Consider the following 19,306-nt stretch of genomic DNA (forward strand, 5'->3'; position numbering starts at 1 on the left):
GGGTACGGCCGGTTCTAACCGGCCATACCACTCACGACCCCAGGTAGACCTCGAGCAGTTTCCGCAGGTGGGCGTCGGCCGCGTCGAGCGGGCGTGGTGACTTGGTGCTGCGGCTTTGGATGATCGCGCCTTCGATGGCGCTCACGATGAAGGTGGCCATGGACGGCGCGGCCGCCTCGTCCATGCCCGCCGCGGTCAGCGCGGCCGTGAGGCGGCGCTCCCATTCCTCGAAGACCGTGGCCGCGGCGGTCTGCTCGGCGAGCGCGGCGGCCACGACCGGGCAGCCGAAGCGGTAGTCGCTGGCTTCGAGGGTGCGTTTCCACCAGCGGACCAGTGTGGCGATCAGCGCGGACGGCGAGTCGGCGCGTGCCTCGATGAGCGCGCTCATCTGCTCACCTGCCGAGAGCGTCGCGTGTTCGATCAATTCGGTCTTGCCGCCGGGAAAGTGCTGGTAGATCGAGCCGCGTGCGGTTTTGCTGTGCGTGAGCAGCTCGGTGAGGCCGGTGCCGTGCACGCCGTGCTCACGGATGAGCGTGATGGCGCTTTCGATCAGGCGCTCTCTCGGTCCGGCGGTCATCCGCATCTCCTCATGCTCTAGACCGGTCAGTCTAGATGTGTCATGGTACCCATAGACCGATCGATCTACAGGAGCACTCGTGAGCACAGTCAAGAGCGCCTGCATCCTCTGCGAATGCAACTGCGGCATCGAGGTCACGCTGGACGGCCGCAGGCTGTCGAAGATCAGCGGCGACAAGGAGCACCCGGCCTCCGCCGGCTACACCTGCGAGAAGGCACTGCGGCTCGACCGCTATCAGAACGGCCGCGACCGCCTGAGCTCCCCGCTGCGCCGCCGTCCCGACGGGTCCTACGAGGAGATCGACTGGGACACGGCGATCACCGAGATCGCGCGCCGTCTCGAAGGCATCCGGGACACGCACGGCGGCGACAAGATCTTCTTCTACGGCGGTGGCGGGCAGGGCAATCATCTCGGCACCACGTACAACCGCGCGTTCCAGGCCGCGCTGGGCGCGCGGTACTACTCGAACGCGCTCGCCCAGGAGAAGACCGGCGAGATGTGGGTGGACGGGAAGCTCTACGGCGGGCACACGAAAGGCGATTTCGAGCACGCCGAGGTCGTCGTGTTCGTCGGCAAGAACCCTTGGCAGTCCCACAGTTTCCCGCGCGCCAGGCCGACACTGCGGCAGATCTCGGCCGATCCGGCGCGCAGCATGGTCGTGATCGACCCGAAGCGCACCGAGACCGCCGACCTCGCCGACTTCCACCTGCAGGTCAAGCCGGGCACGGACGCGTGGTGCCTCGCCGCGCTCCTCGGCGTGCTCGTTCAGGAAGACCTTGTCGACAAAGCGTTCCTTGCCGAGCACACCACCGGCGCCGACGCCGTGCTCGCCGAACTGTCCGATGTGGACGTTCCGGCGTTCGCGGACGCGTGCGGGGTGCCGGAGGACCTGATCCGCTCCGCCGCGCGGCGCATCGGGTTCGCGTCGAGCGTGTGCACGTACGAGGATCTCGGCATCCAGCAGAGCATCCACAGCACGCTCTGCTCGTATTTGAACAAGCTGCAATGGATTCTCACCGGCAATTTCGGCAAGCCTGGCGCGATGTACCTGCACTCGTCGTTCGTGGCGCTCGCCGGCTCGAACACCTCGGGAGCCGCCAAACCGAGCCGGGTCACGCCGGTCACCGGCGCCCGGATCATCGCCGGGCTGGTGCCGTGCAACTCGATCGCCGAGGAGATCCTCACCGACCATCCCGACCGGTTCCGCGCGATGTGGCTCGACAGCGTCAACCCGGCGCACTCGCTGGCCGACTCGCCGACGTTCCGCCGCGCGCTCGACGCGCTGGACCTGGTCGTCGTCGTGGACGTCGCGTTCACCGAGACCGCGCGGCACGCCGACTACGTGCTGCCCGCGGCGAGCCAGTTCGAGAAGTGCGAGGCGACGTTCTTCAACGTCGAGTTCCCGCGCAACGCCTTCCAGCTCCGCGCGCCGTTGTTCGACCCGCTGCCGGGCACCATGCCCGAGCCCGAGATCTACGCCAGGCTCATCCGCGAACTCGGCACCGTCGGCGAAGAAACGCTCGCCCGCCTGCGCGCGGCCGCCCGCGAGGACTACGCCCAAGCGTTCTTCACCGAGGTCGCCGCCGATCCGCGTCTCATGGGCCTCGCGCCGTACGTGCTCTACGAAACGCTCGGACCGAAGCTGCCGCCAGGCATGGCGGGCGCGGCCTCGCTCTGGGGCGCCGCGCATCTCTGCGCACAGGCGAACCCGGATTCCGTGCGACGCGCGGGCTTCACCGGCGAGGGTCTCGAACCCGGCGAGAAGCTCTTCGAAGCCGTGCTCACCCGGCGCTCCGGCGTGACCTTCACCGTCGACGAGTGGGAGCACGTCTGGAACTACGTGCGCCGCGAAGACCGCCGCTTCACCATCGCGCTGCCCGAACTCCTCGCGGAGCTGCGCGCGCTCGACGGCGAGCATCCCGGCAAGACCAGCGCGGAGTTCCCGTTCGTGCTCTCGGCAGGCGAACGCCGGGCCTTCACCGCGAACACCATCTTCCGCGACCCCGGCTGGCGCCGCCGCGACACCGACGGCGCGCTGTTCATCAGCCCGGCCGACGCGGAACGCCTCGGCGTCTCGACCGGCGACCACGTCACCCTCACCACCGCACGCGGCAGCATCGACACCCCGATCGCCGTCAACGACCGGATGCAGCCGGGGCACCTGTCGCTGCCGAACGGCATGGGCGTCGACTACCCGGCCGCCGAAGCCGATCCCGTGCACGGCGCCAGGTTCACGACCGGCGTCGCGCCGAACGAGCTCACGAACCTCGACTGGCGTGACCCCTTCGCGGGCACGCCCTGGCACAAACACGTACCTGCCAAACTCGAACCAGTGCGAGGCTAGAACACCGCACCGACAGTTTTCAGTGAGCGGCCGCGCGTACCTTGTCCCCCATGCCGCCACGCACGACCTACCGCCACGGTGACCTGCGCCGCGCGCTGCTGGAAGCGGGCACGGCGATGGCACGCGAAGGCGGCCCCGAGGCGGTCGTCCTGCGCGAGGCGACCCGGCGCGCGGGTGTCGCCCCCAACGCCGCCTACCGGCATTTCGCCGACCGCCAGGCCCTGCTCGCGGCGGTCTGCGCGGTCGCGCAGGCCCAGGTCGCCATCGCGATGGAGACCGAGCAGAGCAGCCTGCCCCCGAGCCCCGACCGCGCCGAAGCCGCCCGCGCCCGCCTGCGCGCCATCGGTGTCGGCTACCTCCGGTTCGCCCAATCCGAGCCCGAACTGTTCCGCACCGCCTTCTCGGTCCCGCTCGACATGACCGACGCGGCCGCCCCCAATCGCGCGGGCCCGAGCGGCCTGACCCCGTTCCAATTGCTCTCGTCGGCGCTCGACGGCCTGGTCGAAGCCGGGGTTCTGCCCGGTGAACGCAGGCGTGGCGCCGAATTCCTCGCGTGGTCCGCCGTGCACGGCTTGGCGACACTGGAAACCCAGGGCCCGCTGCGCATGCTCGACGACGAATTCCGGGAGGCAATCGGGCAGCGCGTTCTGGACATGATCGAGCACGGCCTGTAAACACGCCTGCATGGGGGATTCACCAGCTTTCGCCATCGCCGCCGCCATGCCGTCGGTGATGGCCGCCATCCCGGCCGAACCCGCCGCCGAGCTCGGCAGGCTGCGCTTCGAGCGGCCACCGGTGAATCGGCACGAGCACGAGTCACCCGCGCTCGCCGCACTCCGCTCCTTCGACTCGCTGCTCATCGAACGCCTGCTCGGCGCACTCGAATTGACCGTCACGAACCTCCGGGTCGACGGGCCCGGCGGGCTGACCGCCCACCTGCCCGTTCCGGTGGACGGGACGTTCGCCACCATCAGCATGGGCAGGGAAAGCGCGACGTTCCTGCCGATGAAGCTGCTGCTGGCGAGCAGGCCAGGCGTCGCCGAGCTGGTGACGACCTTGCTCGGCGAGCTGGCGGAGCATCCCTCGATCACCCCGCTGCTCACCGGCACGCACACCGGCGACGAGCAGGCGATCGCCGCCAGGCACGGCGCGGCTCACCTCGCGCTCGCCGTGGTCACCGCGGCCTTGGTACTGCGGGAAACCGGCCACGACAGCCCGGCCGCCGTCGTGGGCCTGGCGTTGAGTGCCGTCGCGGGCCTGCTGCGCACTGTCCCGCTCCCCGACGCCTACGCGCAGGCGCAGCTGGAAAAGCAGCGCGACGAATACCGGCTTCCCTGCTCTGCCTCCTGCTCGGCGCTGGCAGCGGGTCACCGCTTCGCGCTCGCGGAAGGCGATTTCCCGTCGCACGGCGACTTCTCCGGCAACGGTCTGGTCGAGGTGGTCGAAGGCGGCGCGGTGATCCGCACAGGTATCGAATCCGGCTGGGTTTCGGTCGTGCTCAAAGTCCTCGAAGGACCACCGGAAGAGGTCGAAACCGAGTGGTGGGACGAGATAGTCGAAGTCAGCTACTCCGCACCGGCCGGCGCCGCCTCGGTCAAGGGACCTGAACAACCCGCCGCGCAACAGGATCGCGGCGTCACCCCGCCGTGGCCCGGCGACTACCGGCTTCGTGTGCACGCACGCGGTCGCGATGTCGAAGACGAGACCGAGCGCTACGAACTCGTCGTCTGGGGCGCGCCGCCGTCACCGGAGATCGTGCACGAGCGCACCGACCGCGTCGGCCATCGCCTGCGCGGCGAGCCGGAGCCGCCCACGCTCGTTCTTCCCGAGGACGAATACCGCTGGGTGCGCAAGAGCATGCTGAGCGAAGCCGCGACGGTCACAGTGGTCTCCGGCGCGTCCGCCGAGGAGGTCGTCCGAGCGTTCGGCGGCGACCCGGACGAGCCAGGCTCCTTCACCGAAATGGCGGAGTCCTTCGGCATGGACCCGTGGGTGGCGGTGCTCGCCGACGGTCCGGCGGTCGTCGCCGTGGAGATCAACAACTACCAGGGTTCGCACGGTCCGGTGCTGACCGGGCTTTCGCGGAACGGCAGGGCCGCGAGCATGTTCTGGAACATCAACGCGCTGACCAGGCTCTCCTTCGCGCGCGACGGCGAAGTGCTGATGTCCTGCGAGCCCGGAACGCAGGAACCGCCGGACGATCCTGAGGTCACCGCCGCGCTCGACCAGCTCGACATCAGCGAGTTTCCCCGCGTGGAGAAGGGCTTGGCCGCCATCGGGCGATTCGCCGGCCGCGGCATCCGGCCCGAAGACGTCGAACGCCTCGCGGCCGCGGACGTCGCTTACCCGATCCTGCCGCTGCTCCCCGAGCTTTACGTCGAACAGCGGCTGCCCGACGGCTCACGACGCTGGCCAGGCCGCGGCCCGCTGGGTGCCGACACCGACGCACTCGCCTTCCTGCCCGAAGATCGCCTTCGGGACCTCGCGTGGTGGGCGGCCACGGAAGCGGTGGCACACGCTGGTCTCACCGAGGACCCGGACTTCGCGGCGAGCCTCGCCGCACGCGCGCTGACTCCCGCCGCGGAGCTGAGGGCACGGACGTCCCAGCTGGGCGGGCGCGGCGAGCACTACCGCCTTTGGATGACACTGCACCAGGCGACCAATCCCGACCCGCTCGCGGCCGCCATCCGCGCGCTGGACGACGCGCGGTACGCCGTCACCGGCGGTGCGGCCGACCTGCTCGACCGCGCCCGCCTGCTGATCGCTCAGGCGCGGTAGGCCTTCCACTGGTCTTTCATGCGATCGATCTGCCCGTCCGAGAACCGGGTCAGGCAGGCGTCGTCGCTGTAGTCCATGTAGTTGTGGATCGGGTCGAGTCCCGGCTTGTCGCAGGTGTCGCGGCCCTTGGGGCAGCCGGAGGCGGCGCTGCGCTCATACGGCGTGTCGTCCACGTAGTCACCCGGGGCCTTGCAGCCGCCTTGGAAGGTGTGGAGCAGGCCCATCCAGTGGCCGACCTCGTGTGTCGCGGTCTTGCCGAGGTCGAAGGGTGCCTGGCCGCCGGGCAGGGTGTTGTACGCGAGGACCACGCCGTCCTTGCGGGGCTTGGCGCTGTACTCCCACGGGAAGGTCGCCCAGCCGAGGATGCGGGACTCGGGCTTGGCGGTGTAGAGGTTCAGCGCGCCCGCGTCGCCGCGGTGCAGGCCCTGTTTCATGGCCAGCTCGGTCGAAGAGTCGGGCTTGACGCCGAACCAGTCGGCGTCGTCCGTGCGGTCGACGCTCATCAGGTCGAACTTGAAGCCGGTGCCTGCGAAGTCCTTGTTGAGCACGCCGATCTGCTTGTCGATGTCGGCGTCGGAGATCCGGCCGTCCGGGCCGTCGGTGATCACGTGGAAGTGGACCGGGACGGTCGTCGCGACGGGACGGGGCGTCGGCGAGAGTGCGAGCCTGGCGCGGAAGTCCAGCTCGGCGACCGCCGCTTCGACTCCGCCGACGTCGTTGAGGCCGCCGTCCCTGTTGCGGGCCGCCGCCGAGTTCAGCGGGGTGACGCAGCCGTCTTCGGCCGCGCCGCCCGCGCTGTTCGGTACCGCCAGGAACGTCAACGCCAGCGCGGAGATCGCGACGACATGTGCGGGCCTCATCCGGGCACTCCCCTTCGGTTGCTGTGTGCAACCGGAAAGTACTCAGCAGAATCCCCTGCGACCCTCTGAGCGGAACACGGCCACCCCACCGTGGCCGGGTTTTCGCCCGATCAGCCCCACCAGCGCCCGCGCATGCCGTCCCTCCCCGTCAAGTAGAGGCGGCGGTCTTACCCCCAGGAAGGCCGTCGCCGTGCACTACTGTGCAGGGCCGTTCGTGGGAAAATCTTGAACAGGCATTGAATGCGCAGCTAGATGCCGCTATGCACTCCTCGGGGAGGAAGAGGCCAGGTGACTGCCCGGTTCGCTGTGCTCGGCGAGATCGAGATCCGCTTCGATGGCATGCCCATCGCGGCAGGCCATGCGCGGCAACGGTCCGTGCTCGCCGCGCTACTTTTCGACGCGAACCGGGTCGTGTCCGCGGACACACTGGTCGACCGGGTCTGGGGCGAGCAGCCGCCGCATCGGGCCCGCGGCACGCTGTCGAGCTACCTCACCAGGCTCCGGCAGGCGCTGCCCGCCGACGTGTCGATCACCCGGCATTCCGGAGGCTACCTGCTCACGGTCGATCCCGCCGCCGTCGATCTGCACCGGGCACGCACGCTCCTGCGCGACGCCCGCGCCGCAGGCACCGACGATCTCGCCGAGCCGCTGCTGCGCGAGGCACTCGGGCTGTGGCGGGGTGAGCCGTTCGCGGGGCTGGACACACCGTGGGTCAACGGCGTGCGCGACACGCTCGAGAAGGAGCGGCTCGCGGCCGAGCTGGACCTCACCGACATCCGGATGCGCCGTGGCGAGCACGCGGCTCTGCTGCCGGAACTGTCGGCGCGCGCGGCCGAGCGCCCGCTCGACGAGCGCATCGCCGGGCAGTACCTGCTCGCGCTGTATCGCTGCGACCGGCAGGCCGACGCGCTCGACTGCTACGAGCGGCTCCGGCGGCGGCTGGCGTCCGAGCTGGGCGCGGATCCGTGCCAGGCGCTGCGGACGTTGCATCAGCGGATGCTGCGTGCCGATCCGGCGCTCGCGCCAGCGGCTCGGCGGCTGCCGATGCCGCGTCAGCTCCCGGCGCCGCCGCATTCGTTCATCGGGCGGACTCGGGAGCTGGCCGCGCTCGGCGAGCTGCTCGACGTCTCGGGCGCGCTGCCGATCGCGGCCATCGACGGCGCCGGCGGCACCGGCAAGACCTGGCTCGCCGTGCACTGGGCGCATCGGCATCTCGACCGGTTCCCCGACGGCCAGCTGTACGTGAACCTGCGCGGGTTCGACCCCTCCGGCGCGGCTGTGCCGCCGTCCGCGGCGATCCGCGCGTTCCTCGACGCGCTCGGTGTCGACCCGTCGGCGATACCGTCCGGCGTGGACGCGCAGGCCGCGCTGTACCGGAGTGTGCTGGCGGACAAGCGGATGCTCGTGCTGCTCGACAACGCGCGCGACGCCGCGCAGGTGCTGCCGCTGCTGCCCGGCGGTTCCCGCTGCACCGTGGTGACGACCAGCCGCAACCAGCTGACCGGGCTCGTCACCACGCACGGCGCGCGTGACCTGACGCTCGGCGTGCTCACCGACGCCGAGTCGCGCGAGCTGCTCACCCGGCAGCTCGGCGCGGCACGGGTGGACGCGGAACCGGTGGCGGTCAACGCTTTCGTCCGCTACTGCGCGGGACTGCCGCTGGCGCTGAGCATCGTCGCGGCGCGTGCCGGGCGGCATCCGGGCTTCCCGCTCGCCTCGCTGGCCGAGGAGCTGGAAGACGGCGCGACCCGGCTCGACGCGCTCGGATCCGGCGATCTCAACGCCGACATCCGCGCGGTGTTCTCCTGGTCGTGGCATGCGCTTGGCGCCGACGCGCTGGCCGTTTTCCCTTTGCTGGGCGCGTTTCCCGGCTCGGACATCACCCCGTTCGCGGTCGCGAGCCTCGCCGGGCTGCCGCTGAGCCGGGTTCGCGGGCTGCTGCGTGAACTCGAGGCCGCGAACCTCGTCCAGCAGCACGCACCAGGCCGCTACCGGATGCACGACCTGCTGCGGTTGTACGGGTCGGAGCAAGCGCCCGCCGACGAGGCACAGGCCGCGCTGCGACGGGTGACCGAGTTCTATCTGCACACGGCGCACGCGGCGGACCGGCTGCTCGACCCGCACCGGCCGAGCATCGAACTCGGCCCGCTGCCGCCGGGACGCGAACCGCAGGCGTTACCCGACCGGGCCGCCGCGCTGAGCTGGTTCGGCACCGAGTACGCGAACCTCGGCGCGGTGCATCGGCTGGCCGTCGAGTCCGGCTGGGACGAAACCGTCTGGCTGCTGTCGCGGAAGATGGAGGCGTACCGCTGGCTGCGCGGGCATGCCGACGACAGCCTGGTCGCCTGCCGTGACGCCGTCGCGGCGACCCGGCGTCTCGGTGACCGGCGCGCCGAGGGCTGGGCGCTGGTGATGCTCGGGCACGCGCTGACCCGTTCCGGGCATTTCGACGAGGCCGTCGCGACGCTGCGGGAGTCACTGTCCGTGCTGGAGACCACGGGCGACAAGCTGGGAGCGGCCAACGCGCACATGGCCGTGGGCGACACGCTCGGCTTGCGTGACGAGCACCTTCAGGCGTTGCGGCACACGAGACGCGCGGTCCGGTTGTTCCGCGAACTCGGCGACGTGGTCTGGGGAGCCGTCGCGCTGACGATGGCGGCGAAATGCTGCGCGCGGCTCGGGCGGCCCGACGCGGCGCGCGCGTGCTCGGAGTACGCGTTGCCGCTGCTCAGGAAGTACGACAACCAGGAAAGCGAAGGCGCGGCGCTGCTCGTGCTGGGCGATGTCGCGCCGACGACCGGCGAGGCGATCGGGTACTACGAGCGGGCGCTGGCCGTGCTCAGCGGGCTGGGCTACACGTTCTATCTGCCGGACATCCACGTGAAGCTCGGCGAAACGCATGCCGCGGCGGGCGATACCGAACGCGCTCGAGTGGCGTGGCAGGACGCGCTCGACCTGTACGCAGCGCAATATCGGACGGCCGACGTCCGCAGGATGCGGGACCGCCTGCAGGGGTCGTGAGTGTTTTCGCCGGTTAGAACCGGCCGTACCACTCACGAGGCTTGACAACTTCTGTCCTCCCTCTAATGGCGTATGGCCGCGCGGGATTCACTGGTCTATACCAATCAGAAGGCTTCTTTACGAGGCCTCTCCGCCGCCCCTGCACCGGAGGTCCCCGCATGTCCTTCTCCCGCACAGTGACCGCATTCGGCGGCCTGCTGGCCGTCGCGCTCGGCGTCGTCTCCCCGTCAGCCGAAGCCGCGGCGGGCTCGCCGCTCCCCGTCGCACCGTACGTCGACATGGGGGCGTGGCCGACCCCGGTTCTGTCCACAATGTCCGCTTCCGGCGGCGTCAAGGGCTTCACGCTCGGGTTCGTGACGTCCTGGGGGTGCAAGGCGAGCTGGTTCGGCGCCTACGACCCACGCACCGCTTGGCAGGCGGACGAAATCGCGAAGATCAGGGCGGGCGGCGGTGACGTCAAGGTGTCGTTCGGAGGCGCGTCCGGCATCGAACTCGCGCAGGCCTGCAGCAGTGTCCCGACACTGGCGGCGGAATATGACGCGGTCGTCAAGGCGTACGGCCTGAAGTACATCGACCTCGACATCGAGGGCGCCGCGGTCGCCGACCCGACGTCGATCCAGCGCCGCTCGCAGGCGCTCAAGATCGTGCAGCAGAACAACTCCGGGCTGAAGATCTCGCTCACCCTGCCGGTGCTGCCGACCGGGCTCGACGCCAACGGGGTCGCGGCCGTCCAGGCGGCCAAGAACGCGGGCGTCGACCTGGACATGGTCAACGTGATGGCGATGGACTACTACCAGGGCGCCGGCGACCAGGGCGCGAAGGCGATTTCGGCGGCGAAGGCCACCCAGGCGCAGGTCAAGTCGATCTTCGGGCTGACGGACGCGGCCGCGTGGAAGAAGGTAGGCGTCACGCCGATGCTCGGGGTGAACGACTCGCAGAACGAGATCTTCTACCAGAAGGATGCACGGGCACTGGTGGCGTTCGCCAAGACCGTCCACTTGGGAATGCTGTCGTTCTGGGAGGCGGGCCGCGACGCGAACGCGTGCACCGGCGCGCTCTACAAGTGCACCAACATCAGCCAGTCGAAGTACGAGTTCTCGAAGATCTTCGCGGGCTACACCGGCTGAGCCCCGAAAAAAAATCCCAATGTGGCTTTCGTCAGCTTTGAGCTGACGAAAGCCACATTGGGGGTCTGAAAACTGACGAATGCCACATTGGGATTTTTTCAGCGTCAGGGGAGGTAGTACATGGGGTTGGGGAGCTTGACGGGGTGCTCGGCGAAGCCGCCGGTGAGGTCGCTGAACTGGTCGCCCAGGTTGAGGACGATGGTCGAGGTCTTCGAGATGTAGGCGCGGGTGCCCGACTTGTACTGGACGGTCGTGCAGGTCAGGCCGCACGGGAGGTAGTCGGGCGCGGTCGTCTTCGGCTTGAAGAAGGCGCCCGCCGGTGCCGGGTAGCCCTCGTTGGCGAGGTTCTTCAGTGACTGCGGGCCCTGGAACTCGTTGCGGCCGGTGAGGAAGTAGACCTTCACGCCGTGCTGGAAGGCCCAGTTCGCCAGCTCCAGCACCGGCTTGTTCGCGACGAACGTGCCGTTGTCGATGGCCTGTTGTTGCTTGACGGGGTCGAAGCCGAAGTCGTTGTCGGCTTCCCAGCCGTAGGTGATCTCGGAGGTGTCGTCGACGTCCAGCACGATGGCCGGGTCCTTCACGCCTCGGGACAGGCGGCGGGCGAGGTACTGCTTGGCGTCGTCGACCTGGCGCTTCGTGTCTTTCACGAAGGTGCTCGTGTCGGAGTAGTGGTGCTTGCCCGCGGCGTCGACGGTATCGCCGTAATACGCCTTGACGTCCAGTTTGACCTGGCCGATGTTCGCGGGTTCGTGGCTGCGCGACCAGCCGTCCGAGGTGGCGATCGCGGTGGCACCGCCCGCGACCGTCGCGCCGATCGCCGCGGCTGCGGCGAGCTTGAGCAATCCGGACAAGCGGCTCATATACGTTCTCCCTACGTGCGTTGTGCGCGGCAGAGGAACGCTACTCCAGATCGGCCGATTCTGGTCATCACCAAAGTAGCTTCTTCGCCGCCTTTTGGCTTCAGCTTGCGCCGCAACACATCCGGGTCGACGTCGAGGCCGCGCACGAGAATCTCCAACCGGCCGACCTCGTACTTCTTCAACAGCGCTCGCAGGCTCTTTTCGCTGTACGGACCATGTTCGAGTATCCGGAATGCCCGTATTCCGGCCGGTGGCTCGTCTCCGGTCAGGTAGGCGATCCGGTCGTCGAGCTGCCACAGCCCGTGCCGTGCCGCGTAGTGCCGGACCAGCCCGGCGCGCACGACCGCGCCGTCGGGGTCGATCAGCCATTCACCCGGCGCACGACTGGGGATTTCGTCGGGCTCGGCGTCGGTGATCGTCCACTGTGCACCGTCCGAACGCAACACGGTCGCGCGCCGCGACACCGCGGAATCGCCACGCCACAGGCACGCTTCCCGCACCTGGCCGTCCAGCGACACGACCTCGACCTCGTCAGCCCACGGCGCGATGTCGAAATCCAAGCCGGGCGCGCACTTCACCGACAACTCGCGACCGGGATAGGCGTCGACGAGCCCGTCGAGCGGGGGCAGGAAATCAGCGGGTTTCCAGGCACGCCGCCCGGCGGAGTCCCGGCGGGCCGGATCGGCGACGACCACGGTGCCCCGGCTGACCGGGCGCAGCGCGTCGGCACGCACCAACCCCGGTGAAACCCCCGCGACAGCAGCATTGTGCCGAGCCATCGCCAGCCGTACTTCGTCCACGTCGGACCCGAGCGCACGCGAAGCGACCCGCGCGATTTCGACCAGGTCGGCGCCGACGGAACAGGTCACGTCATGCACGTCACGCCCGGCGAGCCGCGCCGCCCGATGCCGTGCCACCAGCGAAGCGCTCGCCTGCTGCAACGCGTCCGAAGTGAACAGCCAGCCCGCGGCGTCCAGTTTGGACACCGACTTCCGGCGCAGCACGGCCGTTTCCAGTACCGCGGCCGCGTACTGCTCCCCTACCAAGCGGCGCACGAAGGCCACGTCGGCGATCGGGTCGGTCAACGGCCGGGTGGCGCACTCGGTGAGTGCCGCCACCCCGGCCGCGGACCTCAAGAACGCGACGTCGTCTAGTGAAAACGCATAAGCCACTTAGGACGGCCGCTTGGTCCCGGTGATCATCACGTTGTAGAACAGCTCACGCGGCAGCACCTTCGAGAGCAGCTTCTTGTCCAAAGCGGACAGACGCAGCCACAGCCGGTACGCGAACAGCCGCCACCGCAACGTCAGCTTCTCCTGCGGCACAGCGGCTTCGAACGTCCGGATCGGCCAGCCCGCGAGCGCGGCCGCGAACTCCTCGGTCACCGCGCGCACGTCCTGCGCACCCGCTTCGCGGGCCTGCAACTCCAAAGCGGCCGGGTCGAAGGTGTGGATGTCGACCACGGCCTCCAGCGCCGCCGCGCGCGAGGACTCGTCGAGCTCCTCCTGCGGACGCCGCCAGCCACGCAGCACCGGCAGCTTCGTGACATTGGTCGTCAGGAACCAGGTCAGCTGGCCGAGCTTGCGCGCGTAGGTGTCGCCGATCTTCGTCGGCTCGCCCGCGAACACGAACCGCCCGCCCGGCTTGAGCACCCGCAGCACCTCGCGGAACGCCGCGGGCAGGTCCGGGATGTGGTGCAGCACCGCGTGCCCGACGACCAGGTCGAACGAGTTGTCCGGGTACGGGATGCGCTCGGCGTCGGCGACGCGCCCGTCGACGTCGAGGCCCAGCTTCTCGGCGTTGCGCAGCGCGACCTGGACCATGCCGGGCGAGAGGTCGGTGACCGAGCCCTTCTTGATCACCCCGCCCTGCATGAGGTTCAGCAGGAAGAAGCCGGTGCCGCTGCCCAGTTCCATCGCCGTCGGGTACGGCTGGCCGTCGTCACCGGCGACGGCGTTGAACACGCCGGTCGCGTAGGAGATGCAGCGCTCGTCGTAGGAAATGGACCACTTCTCGTCGTAGGTCCCGGCTTCCCAGTCGTGGTACAGCACGTTCGCGAGCTTGGGGTCGGCGAACGCCGCCTTGACCTCTTCCTCGGTGGCGTGCGGGTTGGGTGCTGGATCGGTCAAAGCTACTTCCCCTCGAAAGTGGCCTTGCCGGGCCCGTTCTCGATGAACGACTTCATGCCGTTCGCCTGGTCCTCGGTCGCCCACAGCGCGGCGAACAGGGTCGCCTCCAGCTTGAGCCCGGTCGCGAGGTCCACGTCGAGGCCGCCGTCGATCGCGGCCTTCGCCGCCGCCAGCGCCACCGCGGGGCCGTTGACGAACTGCGTGGCCCACTTCAGCGCCGCCGCGTACACGTCGTCCGGCGCGACGACCTCGTCGACGATGCCCAGTGAGAGCGCCTCGTCGGCCTTCACCCAGCGGCCGGTGAACACCAGGTCCTTGGCCTTGCTCGGGCCGATCAGCCGCGCGAGGCGCTGCGTGCCGCCGGCGCCGGGGATGACGCCGAGCTGGATCTCCGGCTGGCCGAGCTTGACGTTGTCGCCCGCGATCCGGCGGTCGGCGGCCAGCACGAGCTCCATGCCGCCGCCGAGCGCGTATCCGGTGATCGCCGCGACGACCGGCTTCGGGATGGCCGCGACGGCGGACACCGACGCGGTCAGCGCGGCGCCGAACTTCGCGATCTCGACGTACGACCTGGCGGCCATCTCCTTGATGTCCGCGCCACCGGCGAAGGTCTTCTCGCCGCCGTACAGGATCACGGCGCGGACGTCGTCACGCGCGGCGGCTTCCCGCGCGGCGTCGCCGAGCTCGGCCTGCAGCTGGTTGTTCAGCGCGTTGACCGGCGGACGGTTGAGCCGGATCGTGCCGACGCCCGCCTCCACCTCGAGGCTTACGAACTCTCCCACGCGCCATCCTCCTCATTGACAATCTGCCAGCAGGCTACCGGTCGGTAAGGAGCCTACCGGCGGCGAGCGAAGTAGCGATCACCCGAACGCTGGAGCAGCAGGTCCTGGTCAAAGGTCTTCGAAAGGTTTTCGCTGGTCACGACATCTTCGATGAGCCCGGACACGACCGCGCGCCCCTCGCGCAGCAACAGCGCGTGGGTGAAGCCCGGCGGGATCTCCTCGACGTGGTGCGTCACCAGCACCATGGCAGGCGCCTCCGGGTCGAGCGCGAGCGCGGACAGCCGCGCGACCAGGTCCTCGCGGCCGCCGAGATCGAGACCGGCGGCCGGCTCGTCGAGCAGCAGCATCTCGGGGTCGGTCATCAGCGAGCGGGCGATCAGCGCGCGCTTGCGCTCGCCTTCGGACAGCGTGCCGAACGTGCGCTCGGCGAGGTGACCGATGCCCAGCGCTTCGAGCAGTTCCTCGGCGCGCTCGGTGTCGAGCGTGTCGTACACCTCACGCCAGCGGCCGAGCACCGCGTAGCCGGCGCTGACGACGACATCACGCACGATCTCCTCGCCGGGCACGCGGCCCGCGATCGCGGCCGAGGTGAACCCGATGCGCGGGCGCAGCTCGAAGATGTCGACGCGCCCCAGCTTCTCGCCGAGCAGGTGGACGCTGCCGGTGGTCGGGTGCAGTTCGGCCGCGGCGAGCCGGAGCAGGGTGGTCTTGCCCGCGCCGTTCGGCCCGAGCACCACCCAGCGCTCGTCGAGTTCGACGTTCCAGTCGAGATCGGCGAGAAGGTCGTTCTTGCCGCGCCGGACGCCGACGGCGGCCATCTTCACCACGAGATCGTCAAGTTCGCTGGGCTGGATCGGCTCGCTCACGGGCCCATTGTGGCCGCAGACGCGCGCGGCCCTGCACCGGCATGCCAGTCGAGAAGAAACCGGCAGGTCGTAGGGGTCCACCACGTGGGAACAAGGCTCACCCACTCAAGCGAGGTGTGGCAGGATCGAACCCGTGATCAAGTCCGGCGCGTGGAGGTTCCTCCCCTTCGTGGGGACCTTCTGGCGTGACCGCACCATCGACCTGGTCCTCGTCGCGTCGAGCTGTTGTACCGCCGCGCGACACGGCCAGTAATCACCCTCTTCCTCCACGCCACCGCTTCAGCCGTGTCGCGCGTGTCTTCGTGGCGTTCCATCCCACGGGGAGTACCTGACGATGACCCAGTCACTCGCAAGCGCCGAACTCGAGATCCACCCGCGGCTGACCGACCCGCTGCTGCCCGAGCTGCTGCACCCGTCGCGCCTGTTGTGGACGGCACGTGAGCTCAACGACCTGACCTCCACCGTCACCACCGAGCTGACCGGCAGCCTGCGCGAGCTGCTCCGCTTCGACGAGGAGCGGCGCTGGTGGGCCCGGCTCGCGCTCACCGACGGCGTCGAGCTGTGGCTGCTGTCGTGGCTGCCCGGCCAGCGGACAGAGCCGCACGACCACGGCGGCGCGTCCGGCGCGTTCACCGTGCTGCAGGGCGAGCTCGGCGAGGAGTACCGCTACCCCGGCGGCCCGATCCGCCGCCGCACGCACACCGCGGGCCAGGGCATCGGCTTCGGCGCGGGCCGCGCGCACCAGGTCATCGGCATCGGCGACCAGCCGTCGGCCAGCATCCACGCGTACTCGCCCCCGCTGGTCGCGACGCGTGAGTACACCACGCTGGCGGATGTGCCCGCCGAGATCCCGCCGCTGCCTGCGATCATCAGCCGATGAGCGCGATCGACGACGCGGTGGCCGCCGCACGGTCCACTTTGGACCGAGCGGAACCCGCCGACGCACAGCGGCTGCAGCACGACGGCGGGCTGATCGTGGACATCCGCCCGATCGTCAACCGGACCGAGGAGGGCGAGATCCCCGGTGCGGTGGCGATCGAGCGGATCCACCTGGAGTGGCGGCTCGATCCGTCCAGCGAATGGCGGCTGCCCGAGGTGACGCCCGAGCTGCCGGTCGTGGTGGTGTGCAACGAGGGTTTCGCCTCGTCGCTGGCCGCGGCGGACCTGCGGCGGCTCGGCCTCAAGAACGCCACCGACCTCGTCGGCGGCTACCGCGCCTGGAAGGAAGCGGGCCTGCCGACCCAGGAAGGCGGCACACCCGCCGTTCCCTGACCCCGTTTTTCGAGGGGAAGGGCAGATGTGGCGTGTTCCGGACAGGTTCACGAGACCGGGGGTCGTGAGTGTTTGGACCGGTTAGAACCGGCCGTACCACTCACGACCCTGGTCACGCCAAATGCACGCGCGCGAGCTCCGCGGAGGTCGCCAGCAGCTCGTGCTTGGGCAAAACCCTGACCGTGTAACCCAAAGACCCCGCGTACGGCAGCCGGATCTCGGCCGCGAACGCGCCGATGCCGTCCGGGTGCATGGCGACCGTCACGACGTCGCTCAGCTCGTCGCCGTCGCCCACCTTGCCGACGACGGCCTGAACGTCCACTTCGGACAGATCGAGGCCGGCCAGGTCGATACGGGCGCGTACCTGGACCTCGGTGCCCACCACCAGCGGCTCCTTGGCGCCGACGATGAGCTCCGAGTCGAAGATCCGCACCTGCGGCCACGCGGTGCCCAGCTTCGTCCGGTACTCCGCCAGCGAACGCGCGCCCTTGTAGCCGTCCGATGTCGCCGCCGCGACCATGCGTGCGGCGGGGACGTAGCCGGACTCGACGTATTCGCGGACCATGCGCGAGGCCTGCACACGCGGGCCCAAGGTTTCCAGGGTGTGCCAGACCATCGACATCCAGCCGCCAGGCACGCCTTCGAAGTCGCGGTCGTAGAACAGCGGCGCGATCTGCTGGCCGAGCAGCTCGTACAGCGCGGCGGCTTCGAGGTCGTCGCGGCGCAGCGGGTCGGTGACGCCGTCGGCGGTCGGGATGGCCCAGCCGTTGCTGCCGTCGTAGCACTCGTCCCACCAGCCGTCGCGGATCGACAGGTTGAGCCCGCCGTTCAGCGCCGACTTCATCCCGGACGTCCCGCAGGCCTCCAGCGGCCGCACCGGGTTGTTGAGCCAGATATCGCAGCCGCGGTACAGATACCGCGCCATCGACATGTCGTAGTCGGGCAGGAAGACGATCCGGTGGCGCACCGCCGGATCGTCGACGAACCGCACGATCTGCTGGATCAGCGCCTTGCCGCCCTCGTCGGCCGGGTGTGACTTGCCCGCGACGACCACCTGGATCGGCCGCTTCTCGTCGAGCAGCAACGCGCGCAGGCGGTCGGGGTCGCGCAGCATCAACGTCAGCCGCTTGTACGTCGGCACGCGGCGCGCGAAGCCGACCGTCAGCACGTCCGGATCGAACACCGTCTCGGTCCAGCCGAGCTCCAACGGCGACGCGCCGCGTTGCAGCCAGGCTGCCCGCACGCGCCGACGCACCTCGTAGACCAGTTTCTCGCGGAGGTCTCGCCGCAACGCCCACAACGCGTCGTCGCCGACACGCTCACGCAGGCCGCCCTTGCCGTTGACGCCCCATTCCTCGTCGCTGCCGCCGAGCAGCGCGCTCAGCTCGCGCGCGACCCAGGTCGGCCCGTGCACGCCGTTGGTGACCGACGAGACCGGCACCTCGTCCTCGTCGAAACCGGGCCACAGCCGGGAGAACATCCGCCGCGACACCCGACCGTGCAGCGCCGACACCCCGTTCGCGCGCTGCGCGAGCCGCAGTCCCATGTGGGCCATGTTGAACATGCCGGGGTTCTCTTCCGCGCCCAGCGCGAGCACGGACCGCAGCTCGACGTCCGGCACGAGCCTGCCGTCGCCGAAGTACCGCTGCACCAGATCGACGGGGAACCGGTCGATCCCGGCGCTGACGGGCGTGTGCGTGGTGAACACGGTCCCGGCGCGGACGGCGGGCAGCACCTCGTCGAAGCCGAGCCGGTCGGCCTGGATGATCTCGCGGGCCCGTTCCAGCCCGAGGAACCCGGCGTGCCCCTCGTTGGTGTGGAACACCTTCGGCTGCGGATGCCCGGTCAGCTCGCAGTACTTCCGCACCGCGCGGAACCCACCGATACCTGCGAGGATCTCCTGCCGGATGCGATGGTCGGCGTCACCGCCGTAGAGCCGGTCGGTGACCTTGCGCAGGTCCTCGTCGTTGGCGTCGGTGTCCGTGTCGAGCAGCAGCAGCGGGATCCGCCCGACCCGCGCCTTCCACACCTGCGCGTGCAGCACGCGCCCGGCGGGCATGGCGACGTCGACCAGCACCGGCCGCCCGCGCTCGGTGAGCAGCTCCAGCGGGAACGCGGTCGGGTCGATCACCGGGTAGTGCTCGACCTGCCAGCCGTCGAGCGAGAGCGCCTGCCGGAAGTACCCGGCCCGGTAGAGCAGCCCGACGCCGACCATCGGCACGCCGAGGTCGGACGCGGCCTTGAGGTGATCGCCCGCGAGCACGCCGAGCCCGCCCGAGTAGTTGGGCAGCGCCTCGGTGACGCCGAACTCCATCGAGAAGTAGGCGACGCTCTCGGGGAGCTCGCCCTCCTGCCGCTGGTACCAGCGCGGCTCGGTGAGGTAATGCTCGAGATCCTCGATGGCCACGCGCGAGCGCTCGAGGAAGTCCTCGTCGACCGCGAGCTTCGCCAGCCGCGACGGCGGTAGCGCGGTCAGCATGCGCAGCGGGTCGCGGATCCGGTTGAACAGCTCGGCGTCCATGGACGCGAAGAGGTCACGCGTCGGCGGATGCCAGGTCCAGCGGAGATTGGTCGCCAGCGCGCCAAGCCCCGACAGGGATTCCGGGAGGCTTGCGCGCACGGTGAAGCGTCGAACTGCTCGCATCCGGCGACCTTAGCGCTCCGCAATCCCCGACGCTGTGACCACCGAC

15 protein-coding genes are annotated in these 19,306 nt (G+C 69.7%); 7 read left to right on the top strand and 8 right to left on the bottom strand.

Annotation, left to right across the window (positions count from 1 at the left end; all coding sequences use genetic code 11):
- Positions 1–31: 31 nt before the first annotated feature.
- Positions 32–577, bottom strand: coding sequence for a TetR/AcrR family transcriptional regulator (locus tag ACFV15_RS39740; RefSeq protein ID WP_378357511.1), 546 nt, complete (start codon positions 575–577; stop codon positions 32–34).
- A 79-nt stretch (positions 578–656) separates the two neighbouring features.
- Here ACFV15_RS39740 and ACFV15_RS39745 point away from each other — a divergent pair, with 79 nt between their 5' ends.
- From ACFV15_RS39745 to ACFV15_RS39755, 3 genes are read left to right on the top strand one after another with little or no spacing between them, the layout of a single operon-like run.
- Positions 657–2,921, top strand: coding sequence for a molybdopterin-dependent oxidoreductase (locus tag ACFV15_RS39745; RefSeq protein WP_378357513.1), 2,265 nt, complete (start codon positions 657–659; stop codon positions 2,919–2,921).
- A 50-nt stretch (positions 2,922–2,971) separates the two neighbouring features.
- Complete coding sequence (locus ACFV15_RS39750; protein ID WP_378357515.1) at positions 2,972–3,595, top strand: TetR/AcrR family transcriptional regulator; 624 nt, start codon at positions 2,972–2,974, stop codon at positions 3,593–3,595.
- Positions 3,596–3,605: 10 nt separating this feature from the next.
- Entirely contained in the window at positions 3,606–5,699 is a 2,094-nt protein-coding gene (locus ACFV15_RS39755; RefSeq protein WP_378357517.1) for a DUF6461 domain-containing protein, read from the top strand.
- Here ACFV15_RS39755 and ACFV15_RS39760 read toward each other — a convergent pair.
- On the bottom strand, positions 5,687–6,559 hold the full coding sequence (locus ACFV15_RS39760; protein ID WP_378357519.1) for a zinc metalloprotease: 873 nt from the start codon (positions 6,557–6,559) through the stop codon (positions 5,687–5,689). The two genes, ACFV15_RS39755 and ACFV15_RS39760, sit on opposite strands and share 13 nt — an antisense overlap.
- 288 nt (positions 6,560–6,847) lie before the next feature.
- On the opposite strand from ACFV15_RS39760, the gene ACFV15_RS39765 reads away from it, so the two are divergent.
- A complete protein-coding gene (locus ACFV15_RS39765) occupies positions 6,848–9,580 on the top strand; it encodes a BTAD domain-containing putative transcriptional regulator (RefSeq protein ID WP_378357520.1) in 2,733 nt (910 codons plus the stop codon).
- 158 nt (positions 9,581–9,738) lie between these two features.
- Positions 9,739–10,707 carry a chitinase gene (locus ACFV15_RS39770; RefSeq protein WP_378357522.1) on the top strand — a complete coding sequence of 323 codons (969 nt, stop codon included), beginning with the start codon at positions 9,739–9,741 and terminating at the stop codon, positions 10,705–10,707.
- 104 nt (positions 10,708–10,811) lie between these two features.
- Here ACFV15_RS39770 and ACFV15_RS39775 read toward each other — a convergent pair whose 3' ends face one another.
- Genes ACFV15_RS39775 through ACFV15_RS39795 form a run of 5 tightly spaced genes read right to left on the bottom strand, consistent with a single transcriptional unit; the run spans position 10,812 to position 15,344 of the window.
- Positions 10,812–11,567 (bottom strand): HAD family acid phosphatase, encoded by a 756-nt coding sequence (locus ACFV15_RS39775; RefSeq protein ID WP_378357523.1) that lies wholly within the window; start codon positions 11,565–11,567, stop codon positions 10,812–10,814.
- Positions 11,568–11,578: 11 nt separating this feature from the next.
- Positions 11,579–12,739: a class I SAM-dependent methyltransferase gene (locus ACFV15_RS39780; protein ID WP_378357524.1), complete on the bottom strand. Its 1,161-nt coding sequence runs from the start codon at positions 12,737–12,739 to the stop codon at positions 11,579–11,581.
- Positions 12,740–13,696, bottom strand: a complete 957-nt coding sequence (locus tag ACFV15_RS39785; RefSeq protein WP_378357526.1) for a class I SAM-dependent methyltransferase — start codon at positions 13,694–13,696, stop codon at positions 12,740–12,742. It lies immediately after the preceding gene.
- Between the two features lie 2 nt (positions 13,697–13,698).
- On the bottom strand, positions 13,699–14,478 hold the full coding sequence (locus ACFV15_RS39790; RefSeq protein WP_378357528.1) for an enoyl-CoA hydratase/isomerase family protein: 780 nt from the start codon (positions 14,476–14,478) through the stop codon (positions 13,699–13,701).
- A gap of 53 nt (positions 14,479–14,531) precedes the next feature.
- Positions 14,532–15,344, bottom strand: a complete 813-nt coding sequence (locus tag ACFV15_RS39795) for an ABC transporter ATP-binding protein (RefSeq protein ID WP_378357530.1) — start codon at positions 15,342–15,344, stop codon at positions 14,532–14,534.
- Positions 15,345–15,678: 334 nt separating this feature from the next.
- Here ACFV15_RS39795 and ACFV15_RS39800 point away from each other — a divergent pair, with 334 nt between their 5' ends.
- Both ACFV15_RS39800 and ACFV15_RS39805 read left to right on the top strand, forming a co-directional pair.
- A complete protein-coding gene (locus tag ACFV15_RS39800) occupies positions 15,679–16,224 on the top strand; it encodes a cysteine dioxygenase (RefSeq protein WP_378357532.1) in 546 nt (181 codons plus the stop codon).
- Positions 16,221–16,616, top strand: coding sequence for a rhodanese-like domain-containing protein (locus ACFV15_RS39805; RefSeq protein WP_378357534.1), 396 nt, complete (start codon positions 16,221–16,223; stop codon positions 16,614–16,616). Before ACFV15_RS39800 ends, ACFV15_RS39805 begins: the two co-directional genes overlap by 4 nt.
- 112 nt (positions 16,617–16,728) lie before the next feature.
- On the opposite strand, the gene glgP is transcribed toward ACFV15_RS39805, so the two are convergent.
- A complete protein-coding gene (gene glgP, locus ACFV15_RS39810; RefSeq protein ID WP_378357536.1) occupies positions 16,729–19,260 on the bottom strand; it encodes an alpha-glucan family phosphorylase in 2,532 nt (843 codons plus the stop codon).
- Between the last annotated feature and the right edge of the window lie 46 nt (positions 19,261–19,306).

It is taken from the genome of Amycolatopsis sp. NPDC059657 (genome assembly GCF_042734395.1).
GTDB lineage: Bacteria > Actinomycetota > Actinomycetes > Mycobacteriales > Pseudonocardiaceae > Amycolatopsis.